This is a genomic window from Nocardioides sp., from assembly GCF_047602075.1.
Classification (GTDB): Bacteria; Actinomycetota; Actinomycetes; order Propionibacteriales; family Nocardioidaceae; genus Nocardioides.
Genome location: NZ_JASGIF010000001.1, coordinates 1127849 through 1144126 on the forward strand (window position 1 = coordinate 1127849; position 16278 = coordinate 1144126).

The window sequence follows — 16278 nt, forward strand, 5'->3', positions numbered from 1 at the left end:
GACGAGGATCCGGAGCGGACGGGAGGTCAGCCGGCCAGGCACCCTGGCCCCAGCAGCTGTTTGAGGTCTGCGTAGAGCGCCGGCCCGGGTGTCACTCGGAGTCGATCGTCAAGACGCATCACCGTAGTGGCGCTACGGGCAAGCAGACGCAATCGCACCTCCGTCACCCCAGGATGAGTGCGCAGCACCTCGCGGAGCTGCTCCACCACAGGTCCCGTGCAGCGCGTCGAGGGGAGGCTGATCTCGACCGGACCACTCGGACCGTCGCTCAGGTCGGGGACCGTCACCTCCTGAGCATGCAACTCCGGCTGGTCCTTGCTGCGCGAGAGCCGGCCGCGCACGGTGATGATGGCGTCCTCGGTGAGGTAGGTCGAGGCGAGCTGGTAGGCACTGGGGAACAGCAACACCTCGATGCCGCCGTCCAGGTCCTCCAACGAGATCATCGCCCAGGTGTCGCCGCGCTTGGTGATCTTGCGTTGCACCGAGGTGACCAGGCCGCTGACCGTGACCATCGAGCCGTCTGCACGCTCCTCGTCCAGCATCAACTGGCCGATCGTGCAGTCGGTGCCGGCGGACAGCACATGCTCAAGCCCGAGCAGCGGGTGGTCGGAGACGTAGAGGCCGAGCATGTCCCGCTCGTGACCCAGCAGGGTCATCTTGTCCCACTCATCCAGGTCGGGGATCGCCACCGTCACCCCGAACACGCCGTCGCCGTCCAGGTCGTCGAGGCCGGCGAACAGCGAGTCCTGTCCGATCGCCTCGTTGCGCTTGATGTCGACGTATTGATCGACGGCCGTCTCGTGGATGGCGATCAAGGCACGACGCCGGTGCTTCATCTCGTCGAACGCACCGGCCTTGATCAGCGACTCGATCACCCGCTTGTTGCAGACCAAGGCGGGCACCTTTTGCAGGAAGTCGTTGAAGTCGACGAATCGACCGTGCTCCTGGCGGGCACGGACGACCTCGCCGACCACGTTGGCGCCGACGTTGCGGACGGCGGTGAGGCCGAACCGGATGTCGTGGCCGACCGGGGTGAAAGTGGCCGCCGACTCGTTGACGTCGGGCGGGAGCACATGGATCTTCATCCGACGGCACTCGTTGAGGTAGATCGCCGACTTGTCCTTGTCGTCCTTGACCGAGGTGAGCAGGGCGGCCATGTACTCGGCGGGGTAGTTGGCCTTGAGGTAGGCGGTCCAGTAGGACACCACGCCGTACGCCGCCGAGTGGGCCTTGTTGAAGGCGTAGTCGGAGAACGGGACCAGGATCTCCCAGAGCGTGTCGATGGCGCGCTGCGAGAAGCCGCGCTCGAGCATCCCGGCCTGGAAGCCGGAGTACTGCTTGTCGAGCTCCTCCTTCTTCTTCTTGCCCATCGCCCGGCGCAGATTGTCTGCTTGTCCGAGCGTGAAGCCCGCCAGGACCTGGGCGATCGCCATCACCTGCTCCTGATAGACGATCAGGCCGTAGGTCTCCCCGAGCACCGGCTCGAGTGCCTCGGCGAGCTCGGGGTGGATCGCCTCGATCGGCTCTCGGCCGTTCTTGCGGCGGGCGTACTTGTTGTGGGAGTCCGCACCCATCGGACCGGGACGATAGAGGGCACCGACCGCGGAGATGTCCTCGAAGGTGTCGGGGCGCATGCTGCGCAGCAGCGCCCGCATCGGCCCGCCGTCCAACTGGAAGACACCCAGCGTGTCGCCACGCGACAGCAGCTCATAGGTGGCCGGGTCGTCGAAGGGCAGCTCCTCGAGGACGACCTCCTCGCCACGGTTGGCAGCGATGTTGGCCAGGGTGTCGTCGAGGACGGTGAGGTTGCGCAGACCGAGGAAGTCCATCTTGACCAGCCCGAGCGCCTCGCACATCGGGTAGTCGAACTGGGTGATGATGGCGCCGTCCTGCTCACGGCGCATGATCGGGACGATGTCGACCAACGGCTTGCTCGACATGATCACGCCCGCGGCGTGCACGCCCCACTGGCGGATCTGGCCCTCCAGACCGCAGGCGGTGTCGTAGACCTTGCGGACCATCGGGTCACGATCGTGCAGCGCACGGAACTCGCCGCCCTCGCCGTAGCGCTTGTGCTCCGGGTTGAACAGCTCGGGCAGAGGCACGCCCTTGCCCATCACGTCCGCCGGCAGCGCCTTGGTGATCTGGTCGCTCTCGGCGAAGCTGAGGTCGAGCACCCGGGCGGCGTCCTTGATGGCCGCCTTCGCCTTGAGCCGGCCGAAGGTCGCGATCTGGGCGACCCGGTCGCTGCCGTACTTCTCGGTGACGTAGCGGATCACCTCACCACGCCGACGCTCGTCGAAGTCGAGGTCGAAGTCAGGCATCGAGGGTCGCTCGGGGTTGAGGAAGCGCTCGAAGATCAGGCCGTGCTCGAGGGGGCAGAGGTCGGTGATGCGCAAGGCGTACGCCGCAATGGAGCCCGCACCCGACCCACGCCCCGGCCCGACCCGGATGCCGTTGGCCTTCGCCCAGCCGATGAAGTCGGCGACCACCAGGTAGTAGCCGCAGTAGCCCTTGCTGGCGACGACCTCGAGCTCCATGTCGACCCGGGCCCGCACCTCGGCGGTGAGTCGATCACCGGGGTAGCGCTGCTCGATGCCGCGCCAGACCTCCTTGCGGAACCAGGAATCCTCGGTCTCCCCCGAGGGCACGTCGGCGCGGGCCATGTAGCCGCCGGTCGACTCGGTGAACTCGACGTGGCAGCGCTCGGCGACCAGGAGGGTGTTGTCGCACGCCTCGGGCATGCCGTGCCGGTCGGCCCACAACCCCCGCATCTCGGCCGCAGACTTGATGTAGTAGCCGCCACCGTCGAACTTCAGTCGCTTGGTGTCGGAGAGCCGCTTCCCCGAGGCCACACAGATCAACGCGTCGTGGGCATCGGCGTCGCCGGGGTTGTTGTAGTGGGAGTCGTTGGTCGCAATGGGAGGCAGACCCAGATCGCGGCCCAGCCGAAGCAGGTCGTCTCGCACCCGCTTCTCGACATCGATGTCATGGTCCATCAACTCGAGGAAGTAGTTGTCCGGGCCGAAGATCTCCCGCATCTCCGCCGCGGCCTGACGGGCCTGGTCGTACTGTCCGAGGCGGAGCCGGGTCTGCACCTCACCCGAGGGGCAGCCCGTGGTCGCGATCAGCCCGGGAGCGTATTCGGTGAGCAGCTCCCGGTCGGCGCGAGGCTTGTAGTACTGGCCCTCGAGGCTCGACCGCGACGAGAGCCGGAACAGGTTGTGCATGCCCTCGGTGGTCTCGGCCCAGATCGTCATGTGGGTGTAGGCGCCACCGCCGGCGACATCGTCGCCGCCCTCCTCGGCGGCGTCGCCACTGCCCCAGCGGACCCGGCGCCGGTCACTGCGGTGGGTCTGCGGGGTGATGTAGGCCTCCAGGCCGATGATCGGCCTGACCCCGTGGCGACGGGCCTTGGACCAGAAGTCGTAGGCACCGTGCAGGTTGCCGTGGTCGGTCATCGCGATCGAGGACATGCCCAGCTCGGTCACCCGCTGGAAGAGCCCGTCCAAGAGTGAGGCGCCGTCAAGCATGGAGTACTCGGTGTGGACGTGCAGATGGACGAAGTCATCGGACGACATCTGCAGCGGGGCTCCCAACGGCTCGATCCGGACACGATCAGTCCACGGCCATGACGACCGTGGGACTACCCGGGGAAGGCGACCAGCCTAACCCCGGGCCGACCCCAATCCTGCCGTGGCGCACCGACACATCCTGGATCGCCCGAGACCGGTGGACCGATGCGGTTGGGGCGGCGGTTGGGGCGGCGGTCGAGGCGGCGGTCGAGGCGGCTCTCTGGGGCTGGTAGCGGCGTCCGGCCCGGGAGGGAGGCCCCTTGGGCAACCACCCCTCCGCTCGCTGGCGCTCGCTCCGGGGGGCCAGACCCATCCACGCCCTGCGGGGCCTCCCTCCCGGCCCAGCCGCCGCGGTCAGCCCCGCCGAGCCGCAAGCCCGGGCAGCGAAGCACGCGGTCGCTCGGGTCTGCTCAGGAGCCGGCGTCGAGGCTCTCGGTGATGATCGCGTGCGCGATCCGGGCGAGGCGATCCTCGCCGAGGGCGGGGGCGCGCTCGGCCAGGCGGCGGGCGATCTCATGCTCTCGCTCGGGGTCTCGGTCGGTGCCGATGCCGCTGGTGGCCTTGACGCGTTGGACCGCTGTAGTCAGTGCGACCCGCTCGGCCAGCAAGTCGCCGAGACGGTCGTCGACGTCATCGACAAGCCGCCGCAGGAAGGTGAGCGGATCACGACCCGGCCAGGCCATCTTGATGTCGGGCGCCCGCTCCTCATTGCCCGAACCGTCGGTGCGCTCGAGCTCGAGCAGCCCTCGGTGGGTGTAGAAGTTCCTGGCTGGCCGGTTGCTCTCGAAGACCCACAGGCAGAAGCCCTCGGTGCGCAGTCTCTTCGCGACATCCAGCAATGCACTGCCGATGCCCTGGCCGGCCGCCTCGGGGAGCACGTAGAGGGACTCCAGCCAGCCCGGGTCGACCACCATGAAGGCCACAGCGGTGCCGCGTAGCTCGGCCACCCACACATCCCGCTGGTCGAGCTGCCAGCCGCCGACGTAGGCGTGCACCTCCTCGGCCGTGTGAATCTGCGGCGGCATCGCGGGCACAACGGCCGTGCGGACGCGAAGGTACAGCTCCGCGATGTCTGGCAGGTCGGCTGCGACGGCTGGTCGCAGCGTCATCGAGTCATCCCGGGGGTCAGTCCGAGGCACGGATGACCTCCAGCGCGTGCGCGAGGTCGGCGGGATAGGGCGACTCGAACTCGACGTACTCCCCCGTCTCGGGGTGGGTGAAGCCGAGCTTGACGGCGTGCAGCCATTGCCTCGACAGGCCGACCCGTTGCGCCAACACGGGGTCCGCTCCGTAGTGGAAGTCGGCGACGCACGGGTGCTTCAGCGCTGCCATGTGCACCCGGATCTGGTGGGTCCGGCCGGTCTCCAGCTCCACTTCGAGCAGGCTCGCGAACCGATGCGCCTCCAAGGTGCGGTAGTGCGTCACGCTGTGGCGGCCGTCAGCCATGACAGCGAACTTGTGGTCGTGACGCGGATGCCGCCCGATCGGCGCATCGACGGTCCCCTCCAAGGGATCGGGATGCCCCTGCACCAAGGCGTGGTAGGTCTTGTCGACCGTGCGTTGTCGGAAGGCGTTCTTGAGCACGGAGTAGCCGTGCTCGGACTTGCAGATCACCATCACCCCGGAGGTGCCGACGTCGAGGCGCTGCACGATGCCTTGCCGCTCCGCCGCCCCGCTGGTGGCGATTCGGAACCCGGCGGCGCGGAGGTGGCCGACGACGGTCGGTCCGGACCATCCCGGGGAGGGGTGTACGGCGACGCCGACGGGCTTGTCGACGACCACGATCGCGTCGTCGTCGTGGATGATCGAGATCCCTTCGACCATCTCGGGGACCACCTCGAGTGGGTCGGCGACCGAGGGGATTTCGATCTCCAGCAGCGCCCCGGGGACGACCCGGTCGCTCTTTGCGACGGCGGCGCCGTCGACCTGCACGTGCCCCTCGCTGATCAGGTGGGCGGCGCGGGTGCGGGAGAGCCCGAACAGCCGGGCGATCGCGGCATCGACCCGCTCGCCGGCGAGCCCGTCGGGCACCAGCAGCACACGATGCTCGCCCGTCACGGTGTCTCCCGGGCGGTGTCCTCAGCAGTGCCGTCCGCCGCGCCATCGTCGTGGGGCGATGGCCCTGTTCGGTGGGTGCGGCGTCCGTCCAGGCCCACCCCTCGGACGCTCTGAATCACAATCAGGGCGGCGGCGACGTTGATGCACATGTCGGCGACGTTGAACACCGGCCAGTGTGGCAACTCCAAGAAGTCGACCACGTGGCCCCGGAAGGGGCCAGGATCACGGAAGATCCGGTCGGTGAGGTTGCCGACGATGCCGGCGAAGAGGAGGCCGAACGCCACCGCCCAGAGCCAGTCGCCGACCTTGCGCACCAACACCAGAACGACGATCGCCGCGACGATCGCCAGCAGGCTGAACGCCAGAGTGAATCGGGTGCCGGTGCTGAAGGCGGCCCCCGGGTTGCGGACCAGGTTGAACCGCAGGAGGTCACCGATCAGCGGCACCGGTCCGCGGTCGGCGAGATGGTTCATCGCCCAGACCTTGGTGGCCACGTCGACGACGTACGCCGTCGCGGCGACGCCGACGAACAAGAGATGGTGACGCCCGTTCGTCGGCCGGTCGACTTCGGGGTCGTCGCCGGTCAGCGACGTTCCTCGCGCTGCTTGCACGCCATGCACAGGGTTGCCCGGGGGAAAGCCATCACACGAAGCTTGCCGATCGGTTCTCCGCAGGACTCGCAGATGCCATAGCTGCCGTCCTCGATGCGGGCAAGGGCGCGATCGATCTGGGCGATCATGTCGCGCTCGTTGTTGACCACGGTCAGCTCCTGATCGCGCTCGAAGCTGGTCGCCCCGAGGTCCGCCTGGTCCTGCCCGGCACCGTCTCCGGCGTCGCGCATCAGGCCCGCCAACTCCGACTCCTGGTCGGCGAGCAGCCTGACCAGTCGGTCCCGGTGCTCGTGGAGCTCGGCGAGGACCTCGCCGAGCTCGGCCTTGGTCCACTTCTCCTCGCCCGGTTTGACGGCCAGCGCACCGGCGCGCGCAGCAGTCCTTCGGGTCGAGGTCGTCATCGATGAGGAGCGCACGGGGGCCTTTCTAGCCGAAGGCGCGGCCTTCTTCGCGGTGGTCTTCTTGGCGGGCGTGGTCTTCTTGGCGGGCGCGGCCTTCTTGGCGGTGGTCTTCTTGGCCGGCGCGGCCTTCTTCGCCGCCGCTTTCTTGGCGGGCGCGGCCTTCTTGGCGGGCGCGGCCTTCTTTGCGGTGGTCTTCTTGGCGGGCGCGGCCTTCTTCGCCGCCGCTTTCTTGGCGGGCGCGGCCTTCTTGGCTGTCCGCTGGGCCGGCACGCCGTCGCCGGACGTCGTGGAACGTCGACTGATGACACGCTTCGCCACGGTCGCCGCGGAGGTCGCAAGCGACTTCGGGGTGCTGCGGGTCATCGGGGCCTCCTTGGCGGGGCACTGCAGCGATGGGGTCGCCACGGGCGTGCAGGGTAACGAATGCCCGACACCGACTCAAACCGCCGCGCAGTGGGTGAGAAACATCTGCGGCCGGCTCCGTGAATCCGGAGCCGGCCGCAGCGTGACGATCGGGTGGCGCGGGGCCTCTTAGCCCTCTTCCTCGCCGAGGATGGAACGCAGGCGCTTGGGCGCCGCGGTCGCATCAGCGGTCGGAGTCGGACCGGCCTCGTTGGTGTCGTTGAGCGCGTCGAGCTGCTGGGTGAAGTAGGAGCGCAGCCGGGAGCGGTACTCCCGCTCGAACTGACGCAACCGCTCCACCTCGGTGTTGAGCTTGTCCCGCTCACGCTCCAGTTCGCCGAAGAGCTGCTTGCGACGCTCGGCGGTCTCGGAGTCCAGCATCTGGGACCGGGTGCGAGCGTCGGCCTCGAGCCGGTCGGACTTGCCCTTGGCTTCGTTCTCCAGGCGCTCGGCCTTGGTGCGGGCCTCGCCCACGATGCGGTCGGCCTCGTCCTTGGCCGACTCCACCAACTCGTCGGCGTTGCGGGTGGCGATCTCGAGGAGTCGCGCAGCGGCGTTGGAGGCGTCCGGGACGGTCTCGACACGCAGTGTCTCCACCGGCGGCGCGACGGGTGCGACCGGGACAGGAGCGGGCGCCACAGGCTCGGGGGCGGGAGGCTCGGGAACAGCCTCCTCCACGACCGGGGCGGGCTCCACCACAGGGGCAGGTGCCACGCTCACGCTGGCCGACTGGGCGGCCACGAGCTTGGCCCGTAGGTCCTCGTTCTCCTTGTTCAGTCGGGCCAGTTCAGCCTCGACCTCGTCGAGGAACTGGTCGACCTCGCCCATGTCGTAGCCCTCGCGAAGGCGGACGGGAGTGAACCGCTTGTTGCTCACGTCCTCAGGAGTCAACGGCATGACGTCACCCATTCGTTTCTGAGTTGGGAAGTAGTTCTTTGCGAAACAATAGCGCCTGCGAGCCCCCGTGGCGCACAAGACGGTCAGATTGAACCAGCCACACCTCGCGACACAGCGTCACCGCTAGTCACTCGGGTCCCAGCCACCGACCTCAACTCTGGTTGAAGAATCCGCTGTCGGCAGCGATCCGCTGCTTGTCCTCGGCGGCGACCGTGACGTTGGGGGGCGACAGCAAGAAGACCTTGTTGGTGACCCGCTCGATGGTGCCACGGGTGGCGAAGATCAGCCCGGCCGCGAAGTCGACCAGACGCTTGGCGTCGGCATCCTCCATCTCGGAGAGGTTCATGATCACCGGCGTGCCGTCGCGGTACTGCTCGCCGACGGTGCGCGCCTCGTTGTAGGTCCGGGGGTGGACCGTGGTGATCCGGGACAGCTCGGCCACGACTCCGGCGACGGGGCGCTGCCGACGCTCGGACAGGTCGGAGACCGAAGCCTCGCGGGGACGCTTGGCCGGGGCGCGGTCGGGGACACTGGCCTCGGCGTCGGTGTCATAGGCGTCGTCGTAGTCGTCGTACCGCCCGGTGTCCTCGAGCAGGCCGAGGTACTCACCGATCTTGCGCATGGCGCTCATGCCCTGTCGACCTCCGCTAGGTTCACGTCCCCACGACGGGGTCGTGCTGTGCTCGTGACATTACTTGATCGGGGGCCTCGGACCGAGGATCGCGGAGCCGACACGCACGTGTGTCGCACCGGCCGCAATGCCCTGCTCGAGATCGCCGCTCATCCCTGCCGACAGCCAGGTGGCGTCGGGGTGCTCGGCCAGCAGCCCGGCCCGCACCGGCCCCAGCCGTGCGAAGGCCTCTGCCGGGTCCTCACCCAGGGGCGCGACCGCCATCAGCCCACGCAGTCGGAGCATCCCGGCTCCAGACACCGCGTCCGCGAGCGCGGGGATCTCGGCAGGCAGCGCACCGCTGCGACCGCTGGTCCCGGACGGGTCGAGACTGATCTGGAGCAGGCAGTCGATCGCGTGGCTGCGGGCATGGGCACCGCGGCTGAGCCCTGCGACCAGTTTGGCCCGGTCAACGGACTCGACCACATCGGCGTACGACGCCACGGCGGCGGCCTTGTTGCTCTGCAGGCCGCCGATGAAGTGCCAGGTGAGCCGGAGCCCCGCGCATTCGGCAGCCTTCGCCTGCGCCTCTTGGTGGCGGTTCTCACCGACATCGGTCACTCCCAGGTCGGCGAGGATGGCGACGTCGGAGGACGGGAAGAACTTCGTGACGACCACCAGCGTGACCTCGGCGGGGTTGCGCCCGCAGGACGAGCTGGCGACCTCGATCCGGTCGCGGACTCGGCTCAGACCTTCGGCGATCTCGTCGCTGCGACGTGTCATGGGTCCTCTCCCCTACCCGGCATCTCCCTAGTCGCCCACACCACACCCGCGAGGCGACCGGCCGCTTCGCCGTCCCGACGGAAGGAGTGCAGGCTGCGATCCTCTCGGGTGCAGCCGCCCACGTCGACCACGTCGCAGTCGGCCGCCCGCAGCTGAGCCGTCACCCCGGCCCCGAGATCGAGTGCGGGCGTGCCCCGTCGGGTCTCGGCATAGGTGGCCGGCACCTGGGCAGCGACGTCCGCGCGCATCTCGGTCGGCACCTCGTAGCAGCGCCCGCACACGTGCGGGCCTACCCACGCGGTGATCGCGCTGGCGCCAAGGCTCCGCATCGCCTCGACTGCGGCCGGGACCACGCCTGCTGCCACGCCGGGCCGGCCGGCGTGGACCGCGGCCATCACGCCGACGTCGGGATCGGCCAGGAGGACGGGCACACAGTCCGCGGCCCGGGTCAGCAGCGCTACTCCGGGCTGCGTGGTCACCAGTGCGTCCGCGACGGGAGCGGAGGTGGACCGCCAATCGTCGACCACGACCACATCGGCCCCGTGAACCTGGCGCATGAGCACCGGGGAGGCCGCCGTGACCTCGGTGATCGCTCGCAGGCCAGCGGAGCGGACGGCCTCGGGTGCGTGATCACCCAGGTCGAGTCGTCGGTCGGTGAAGCCGACCTGCACCCGAACCGCGGCCCCTGTCCGAGCGTCCCGGAAGCCGAAGACCGGGTCTGTCCCTGCCGGGGTCGGATGCCCCGGCAGCCGGTCACTTGAGGAAGTCGGGCACATCCAGGTCGTCGTCTCCCTGCACCGTCGCGACACGGGTCTTGGTGGCCACAGCGCCGTCACCGCTCGCCGTCTTCGCTCCAGTCTCGCTCGCCGCGCCCGCCGGGGTCGGAACGGCGGGCGCCCGCACCTCGCCGGAGGTCGTGGCGGGCGCCGTCTCGCCGTGGCCCGCGATCGACTGCGCCGCCGCCCGGGTCTCGGCCTGGGTCTGCTGCTGAGCCGGCCGACGCAGAGTGGATCCAGCGTCGCGCCGCTTGGGCATGCCTCCGTCGAAGCCCGCCGCGATGACGGTCACCCGGACCTCGTCACCGAGGGCGTCGTCGATGGTCGCGCCGAAGATGATGTTGGCCTCGTCGTGTGCGGACTGGGAGACCAGGGCCGCCGCCTCGTTGATCTCGAACAGGCCCAGGTCGGAGCCGCCGGCGATCGAGAGCAGCACGCCGTGCGCACCGTCGATCGAGGCCTCCAGCAACGGGCTGGAGACCGCCATCTCCGCGGCGGCGACCGCGCGGTCCTCGCCCCGAGCCGAGCCGATCCCCATCAGCGCCGAGCCGGCGTTGGCCATCACCGACTTCACGTCGGCGAAGTCGAGGTTGATCAGGCCGGGAGTGGTGATCAGATCCGTAATTCCGGAGACGCCTTGCAGCAGCACCTGGTCGGCCTGCTTGAAGGCATCGAGCACGGACACGCTCCGGTCGCTGATGGAGAGCAGTCGGTCGTTCGGGATCACGATCAGGGTGTCGACCTCTTCGCGGAGCGCCTCGATGCCCTCGTCCGCGGAGGTCGCGCGGCGCTTGCCCTCGAAGGCGAACGGACGGGTCACCACGCCGATAGTGAGGGCTCCGAGCGAGCGCGCGATCCGCGCCACCACCGGAGCGCCACCGGTGCCGGTGCCACCGCCCTCGCCAGCGGTCACGAACACCATGTCGGCGCCCTTGATGACCTCCTCGATCTCGTCGGCGTGGTCCTCCGCGGCCTTGGTGCCGACCTCGGGGTTGGCTCCGGCGCCGAGACCCCGGGTGAGCTCGCGGCCGATGTCGAGCTTGACGTCGGCGTCGCTCATCAACAGCGCCTGAGCGTCGGTGTTGATCGCGATGAACTCCACCCCCTTGAGGCCGACCTCGATCATCCGGTTGACGGCGTTGACGCCGCCGCCGCCGATGCCGACGACCTTGATGATGGCCAGGTAGTTCTGGGCTGCTGCCATGTCAGGTGCCTCTCCTGCTTGGTCGGTGGCGCTGTCTGTGCCGTTGGTCTGTGGGTGTTGCGTTGAGGCCTTGTTCTGTGGCCCTGGCTCGCGAGGTCGCCGTCGCGGTGTGTCGGAGACCTTAACCCTGAACCTGAGGGTTATAGTTATGTCAACCTCGTGATGTCCCACGAACATAGGCAGCCGCGTCGCCGACCTGGTGGAGACACGCGGAGGCGGCCGAGGATTTCCAGCTTGGCGGGGCCTGTCTGCCGCGGTGTTACTGCGTCTGCCGCGGTCTTGTCGTGGCAAGGAGCCCCGCATACCGGCCACCAAGCCACCACAACACCGCACCAGACGGGGTCCGGGCCCACAGACCCAGCGAGCCAGAGCGCGAGGGGAGGTCAGCCGCGGGTGGTCGGCCGGCTGGGCACGCTGACGTCGTACTGCTGCGCGTGGTAGGTCAGCAACGACGCCAGCACCTCCGCCTTCTCCGTGGAGTCGTCCGCACTCCCCCACAACACGGTGCGGCCATCGCGCAGGACCAGCGAGATCTGGTCGACACTGCGCGCCTCGAGGTGGTCGATCCGATTGACCAGGGTGTCCGGCATGGCCGCCAGCACGCCGGCGACCTCGCGACGGGTGTCCACGTCCGCGTCCGCGGAGAGGTCCACCTGCGGCAGCGTCCGTGGGCGGTTGGCGTAGGTCCGGAAGAAGACACCGTCGGCGTCCATCCCTTCCAGTCCACCGTCCACCTCTACGACGGCCACCGCCTCGCGCTCGGTCACTGCGATCGCAACGGCGTGGGGCCACTGTCGAGTCACGTCCACCGCTGCGACCGGGGCGAGCGCCTCGACGCGCGCCTGGATGGCGTCCAGGTCGACGGTGGCCAACGGGTGTCCGGTCGGCACGTCGGCGGCCCGCTCGACCTGCGCGTCGGTGAGGTGATCGGTCCCGGTCACGCTCACCTCGTCGACGGCGAGGACCGAGCTGAAGAAGACCAGCCAGACGCCGGTCGCCACCAGCGCGACACCCAGCACCACGACGAGCACCCGGCGCCACAGCCCCCAGCGACGCGCCCACTGCCGGCGGGCGAACCGACGTCGGGTGCGCTCCTCGGGTGAGGTCCGCTCACGCACGGCCATGGGACCGCTCCTCCAGCAGCGCAAGCAGGTCGGGGCCGACGCTGGTCACCGAGCCCGCACCGAGGGTGAGTACGACGTCGCCGGGCGCGGCCAGGGTTGAGAGCGCTGACGGCACCGCCATCAACTCGGGGACATACTGCACCCGGTCCGCGGCCAGCGGCACCGCCGCTGCGACCAACACCCCGGTGACGTCGGGGTCGGGATCCTCTCGGGCGAGGTAGACATCGAGCACCACAACCTCGTCGGCGGCGCCCAGCGCCTCCCCCATCTCCCGGCCGAACAGACGGGTCCGAGAGACCAGGTGCGGTTGGAAGGCCACGATCAGCCGGCCGGCTCCGACCATGGAGCGGGCGGCCTCCAGGTCACCCACGATCTCGCGAGGGTGGTGGGCATAGGAGTCGTAGACCCGTACTCCCCCGGCCTCTCCCTTGAACTCCATCCGGCGCTGCGTGCCGGTGAAGTCGCGCAGCCCGGCGACCAGCGTGTCCACCGGATAGTCCAGCCGACGTCCCGCGGCAAAGGCCGCCGCCGCATCGACGAGGTAGTGCCGACCCGGGATCCGCAGATCGAGGCTCACTTCGCCGTCCGCGGACACCAGCGTGGTGCTCGAGGCGAATCCATCGCGGCCAGGCAACAGCACCTGGGTGAGGCGTAGGTCGGCGTCCTCCCCCTCACCGACGGTGACCACGTCGAGCCCACGGGTCCGGGCGGCGACAGCAAGGCGAGCGGCGCCAGGATCGTCGACGCAGCAGACGACGAAGCCGGCCGGGTCGAGGCGATCGAGAAAGTCCACGAATGCGGCGGCGTAGGCCTCCTCGGTCCCCCAGATGTCCAGGTGGTCGGCCTCGACGTTGGTCACGATCGCGGCATGCGGCGAATAGACGAGGAAGGCGCCGTCGCTCTCGTCGGCCTCGGCGACGAACACCTCGCCCGCGCCGAGGTCGGCGTTGCGCCCGGTGGACGACAGCACGCCGCCGACCGCATAGGTCGGGTCGCCGCCCGCGGCCCGCAGGGCGACCGTGAGCAGGGCGGTGGTCGTGGTCTTGCCGTGGGTGCCGGTCACGGCGACCACGCGTTGCCGATCCATCACCGCCGCCAGCCCGGCCGAGCGCGGCAGGATTCGCAGGCCGCGGCGACGCGCCTCGACCACCTCCGGGTTGTCTTCTCGCGCCGCCGTCGTCACGACGACCGTGTCGGCATCGTCGAGGTGGTCGGGCGAATAGCCGAGATGACACACCACCCCGAGCTCGCGCAGGGAGGGCAGGAAGGGGGTGTCGTTGTCGTCGCTGCCGCTGACCGGCACGCCACGGCGCGCCATGATCCGCGCGATCCCGGAGAGCGCGGCGCCGCCGATCCCGATGAAGTGGACCTTGCCGAGGGCCTCCGCGGGCAGCAGCACTTCGGGGACCGGGATCCTCATCCGGCGGTCTCCCGGACGATTGCCGCGAGCCGGTCATCCGCGTCCCGCGGGATCAGCGCCGCAGCGGCGGCCCCCATGGCGGCCAGTCGCGGCTCGTCGGTGGCCAGCTCCGGGATGCTGGCAGCCACCCACTCCGCGGTCAGCGCGGAGTCGGACACCAGCAGGCCACCACCGGCGGCCACGACCGGTGCGGCGTTGTGCTCCTGCTCGCCGTTGCCGATGGGCAGCGGCACGAACACCGCGGGCAGCCCGACCGCCGCAGCCTCGCTGACCGACGACGCGCCCGCCCGACACACCACGACATCCGCGGCGGCATAGGCGAGGTCCATCCGATCCACGAACGGCACCACGACGTAGGGCACGTCGGTGTTGGTCGGGGCGGCCTCGCCCTGGGGGCCGACCACGTGCAGCACCTGCACGCCGGCCTCACCGAGCGCCGCGGCTGCGCCGGAGACCGCGTTGTTGAGGTTGCGGGCGCCCTGGGAGCCGCCGGTCACCAGCAGCGTGGGGCGGTCCGGGTCGAGGCCGAAGAACTCCCGTGCCTCGCCTCGCAGCGCGGCGCGGTCGAGGGTGGAGATCATCCGGCGGAGCGGCAGACCGACGTACTCCGCGTGCGGGAGCCGAGTGTCCGGGAAGCTGACCGCCACCCGCCGGGCGAACCGGGCGCCGACTCGGTTGGCCAGCCCAGGCAGGGCGTTCTGCTCGTGGACCACGATCGGCACACGCCGGCGAGCAGCCAGGTAGACCGGGACGGAGACGTAGCCGCCGTAGCCGACCACCACGTCGGGCTGGGTCCGCTCCAGCACGGCGCGCGCCTCCCGCACGGCGCCACGCAGCCGTCCGGGGACGCGGGCCAGCTCCCCGGAGGGGCGCCGAGGCAGCGGCACGGGCGAGATGTGCTCCAAGGGATACCCGGCGGCGGGGACCACGGTGTTCTCCAGGCCGCGGGGGGTGCCGACGCAGACGATCTCGACGTCGGGGTCGAGCCGACACAGTGCGTCGGCGGTGGCCAGCAGGGGCGAGGTGTGGCCGGCGGTCCCTCCGCCGGCAAGCAGGACGCGCATCGTGGTCACAGGCCTTCGGAGTCGAGCTTCCCGGCTGAGAGGCCGACCGCTCGCTGCTGTCGGCGAGCGGCCAGCGCCCGGGCCGCTTCGGGCTCGCGCCGGGCGAAGCCGACCAGCAGCCCGAGCGCCATCATCGTGGGCACCAGGGAGGAGCCGCCATAGGACACCAACGGCAGCGGGATCCCGATCACGGGCAGCAGGGTGAGCACCATGCCGACGTTGATCATCATCTGGCCGAGCAGCCAGACCACGATGCCGAAGGAGGCATAGCGGGTGAACGCGTCGGAGGTGTGCGCGGCGACCCGGAGCGCGGCGAACGCGATGGCGAGGAACAGTACGACGACCAGCAAGGTGCCGACCAGGCCCAACTCCTCCCCCAGCACCGCGAAGATGAAGTCGGTATGCGCACCGGCGAAGTCCGCCCACTTCTGCCTGCTCGCGCCGATCCCCTCACCGAGGATCCCGCCGCTGGAGAGGGCGTAGAGGCCGTGCGCCGGCTGCCAGCCGTGGCCGTAGTAGTCGCGGAACGGGTCGGTGAAGTTGGTGATCCGGGCCAGCCGCTCGGGACTGGTGGCGGCCAGGAAGGTGACCAGCACGCCGACCATCAGCATGCTGAGGAAGAAGAAGCGTCCCGGGACGCCGATCACCCACAGCATCGCCATCAAGATCGCGAAGAGGACCAGGCCGGTGCCGAGATCGTGGCCCGCCACCACCAGGGCGGTGGCGAGCAGCAGCCCGGCCACCACCGGGAAGAACACCTCGTGCATGCTGCCGAGGCGACGGTCCTTGAGGGCGTAGATGTGGGCGGCCCACAGCACCAACGCAAGCTTGGCCAACTCGGACGGCTGGATCGCCAGGGGACCCAGGATCAGCCAGTTCTGGTTGCCGTTGACCGCATGGCCGCTGATGGCCGTCAGCAGGAGCAGCCCGATCGTCACGAAGTAGCCGGGCCAGACCAGCCGCCGGATCCACCGATGCGGAAGTCGGGAGGCGACCCACGCGGCAGGCAGACCGATCGCCACCCAGAGCAGCTGCTTGCGGACGATGGCGTAGGAGTCGTCGAAGGTCCGGTAGGAGTAGACGCTGGAGGAGCTCAGCACCATGATCAAGCCGATGGTCAGCAGCAGGGCCGACGCACCGAGCAGAAGGTAGTACGACGCCAGCGGGCGGCCGAGGGCGTCACGGACGGCGGAGAACCATGCCAAGCGGCGGCCGACCGCGCGGTCGGTGCCGGCCTCGGTGGCAGCGGGCGGCGCCTCCGGGCGAACCGCCGTCATCGCGTCCCTCCCACTCCCGGTGGCGCCCGCGACTCGGGCGCCTGTCCGGCCAAGTCTCCCCGGCCCTAGGGGTCCG

At 69.8% G+C, this 16278-nt stretch carries 13 protein-coding genes and 1 pseudogene; all 14 read right to left on the minus strand.

The genetic code is table 11. From position 1 onward, the window contains the following. Positions 1–26: 26 nt before the first annotated feature. The gene (dnaE, locus tag QM714_RS05760) at positions 27–3581 is read right to left on the minus strand and encodes a DNA polymerase III subunit alpha (protein ID WP_415098455.1); all 3555 of its coding nucleotides are present in this window, start codon (positions 3579–3581) and stop codon (positions 27–29) included. Positions 3582–3985: 404 nt separating this feature from the next. Next, complete coding sequence (locus tag QM714_RS05765; RefSeq protein WP_415098457.1) at positions 3986–4684, minus strand: GNAT family N-acetyltransferase; 699 nt, start codon at positions 4682–4684, stop codon at positions 3986–3988. Between the two features lie 16 nt (positions 4685–4700). Beyond that, a complete protein-coding gene (locus QM714_RS05770; RefSeq protein WP_415098459.1) occupies positions 4701–5633 on the minus strand; it encodes an RluA family pseudouridine synthase in 933 nt (310 codons plus the stop codon). After that, positions 5630–6244, minus strand: a complete 615-nt coding sequence (gene lspA, locus QM714_RS05775) for a signal peptidase II (RefSeq protein ID WP_415098461.1) — start codon at positions 6242–6244, stop codon at positions 5630–5632. The genes QM714_RS05770 and lspA overlap by 4 nt, the downstream gene beginning before the upstream one ends. Beyond that, positions 6217–7008: a TraR/DksA family transcriptional regulator gene (locus QM714_RS05780; protein WP_415098463.1), complete on the minus strand. Its 792-nt coding sequence runs from the start codon at positions 7006–7008 to the stop codon at positions 6217–6219. The genes lspA and QM714_RS05780 overlap by 28 nt, the downstream gene beginning before the upstream one ends. 168 nt (positions 7009–7176) lie before the next feature. Further along, a complete protein-coding gene (locus tag QM714_RS05785; protein WP_415098465.1) occupies positions 7177–7944 on the minus strand; it encodes a DivIVA domain-containing protein in 768 nt (255 codons plus the stop codon). Positions 7945–8095: 151 nt separating this feature from the next. After that, positions 8096–8575 carry a cell division protein SepF gene (locus tag QM714_RS05790; RefSeq protein ID WP_415098467.1) on the minus strand — a complete coding sequence of 160 codons (480 nt, stop codon included), beginning with the start codon at positions 8573–8575 and terminating at the stop codon, positions 8096–8098. Between the two features lie 60 nt (positions 8576–8635). Next, positions 8636–9337, minus strand: a complete 702-nt coding sequence (locus QM714_RS05795) for a YggS family pyridoxal phosphate-dependent enzyme (RefSeq protein WP_415098469.1) — start codon at positions 9335–9337, stop codon at positions 8636–8638. Further along, positions 9334–10113: a polyphenol oxidase family protein gene (locus tag QM714_RS05800; RefSeq protein WP_415098471.1), complete on the minus strand. Its 780-nt coding sequence runs from the start codon at positions 10111–10113 to the stop codon at positions 9334–9336. Before QM714_RS05800 ends, QM714_RS05795 begins: the two co-directional genes overlap by 4 nt. Before the next feature lie 258 nt (positions 10114–10371). Then, positions 10372–11317 (minus strand): annotated as a pseudogene (ftsZ, locus tag QM714_RS05805) (cell division protein FtsZ); the annotation flags it as partial. A 383-nt stretch (positions 11318–11700) separates the two neighbouring features. Then, positions 11701–12441 (minus strand): cell division protein FtsQ/DivIB, encoded by a 741-nt coding sequence (locus tag QM714_RS05810; protein WP_415098473.1) that lies wholly within the window; start codon positions 12439–12441, stop codon positions 11701–11703. Further along, complete coding sequence (gene murC / locus QM714_RS05815) at positions 12428–13861, minus strand: UDP-N-acetylmuramate--L-alanine ligase (RefSeq protein ID WP_415098475.1); 1434 nt, start codon at positions 13859–13861, stop codon at positions 12428–12430. The genes QM714_RS05810 and murC overlap by 14 nt, the downstream gene beginning before the upstream one ends. Next, positions 13858–14925 carry an undecaprenyldiphospho-muramoylpentapeptide beta-N-acetylglucosaminyltransferase gene (gene murG / locus QM714_RS05820; protein WP_415100995.1) on the minus strand — a complete coding sequence of 356 codons (1068 nt, stop codon included), beginning with the start codon at positions 14923–14925 and terminating at the stop codon, positions 13858–13860. The genes murC and murG overlap by 4 nt, the downstream gene beginning before the upstream one ends. A 5-nt stretch (positions 14926–14930) precedes the next feature. Further along, the gene (gene ftsW, locus QM714_RS05825) at positions 14931–16202 is read right to left on the minus strand and encodes a putative lipid II flippase FtsW (protein ID WP_415098477.1); all 1272 of its coding nucleotides are present in this window, start codon (positions 16200–16202) and stop codon (positions 14931–14933) included. Between the last annotated feature and the right edge of the window lie 76 nt (positions 16203–16278).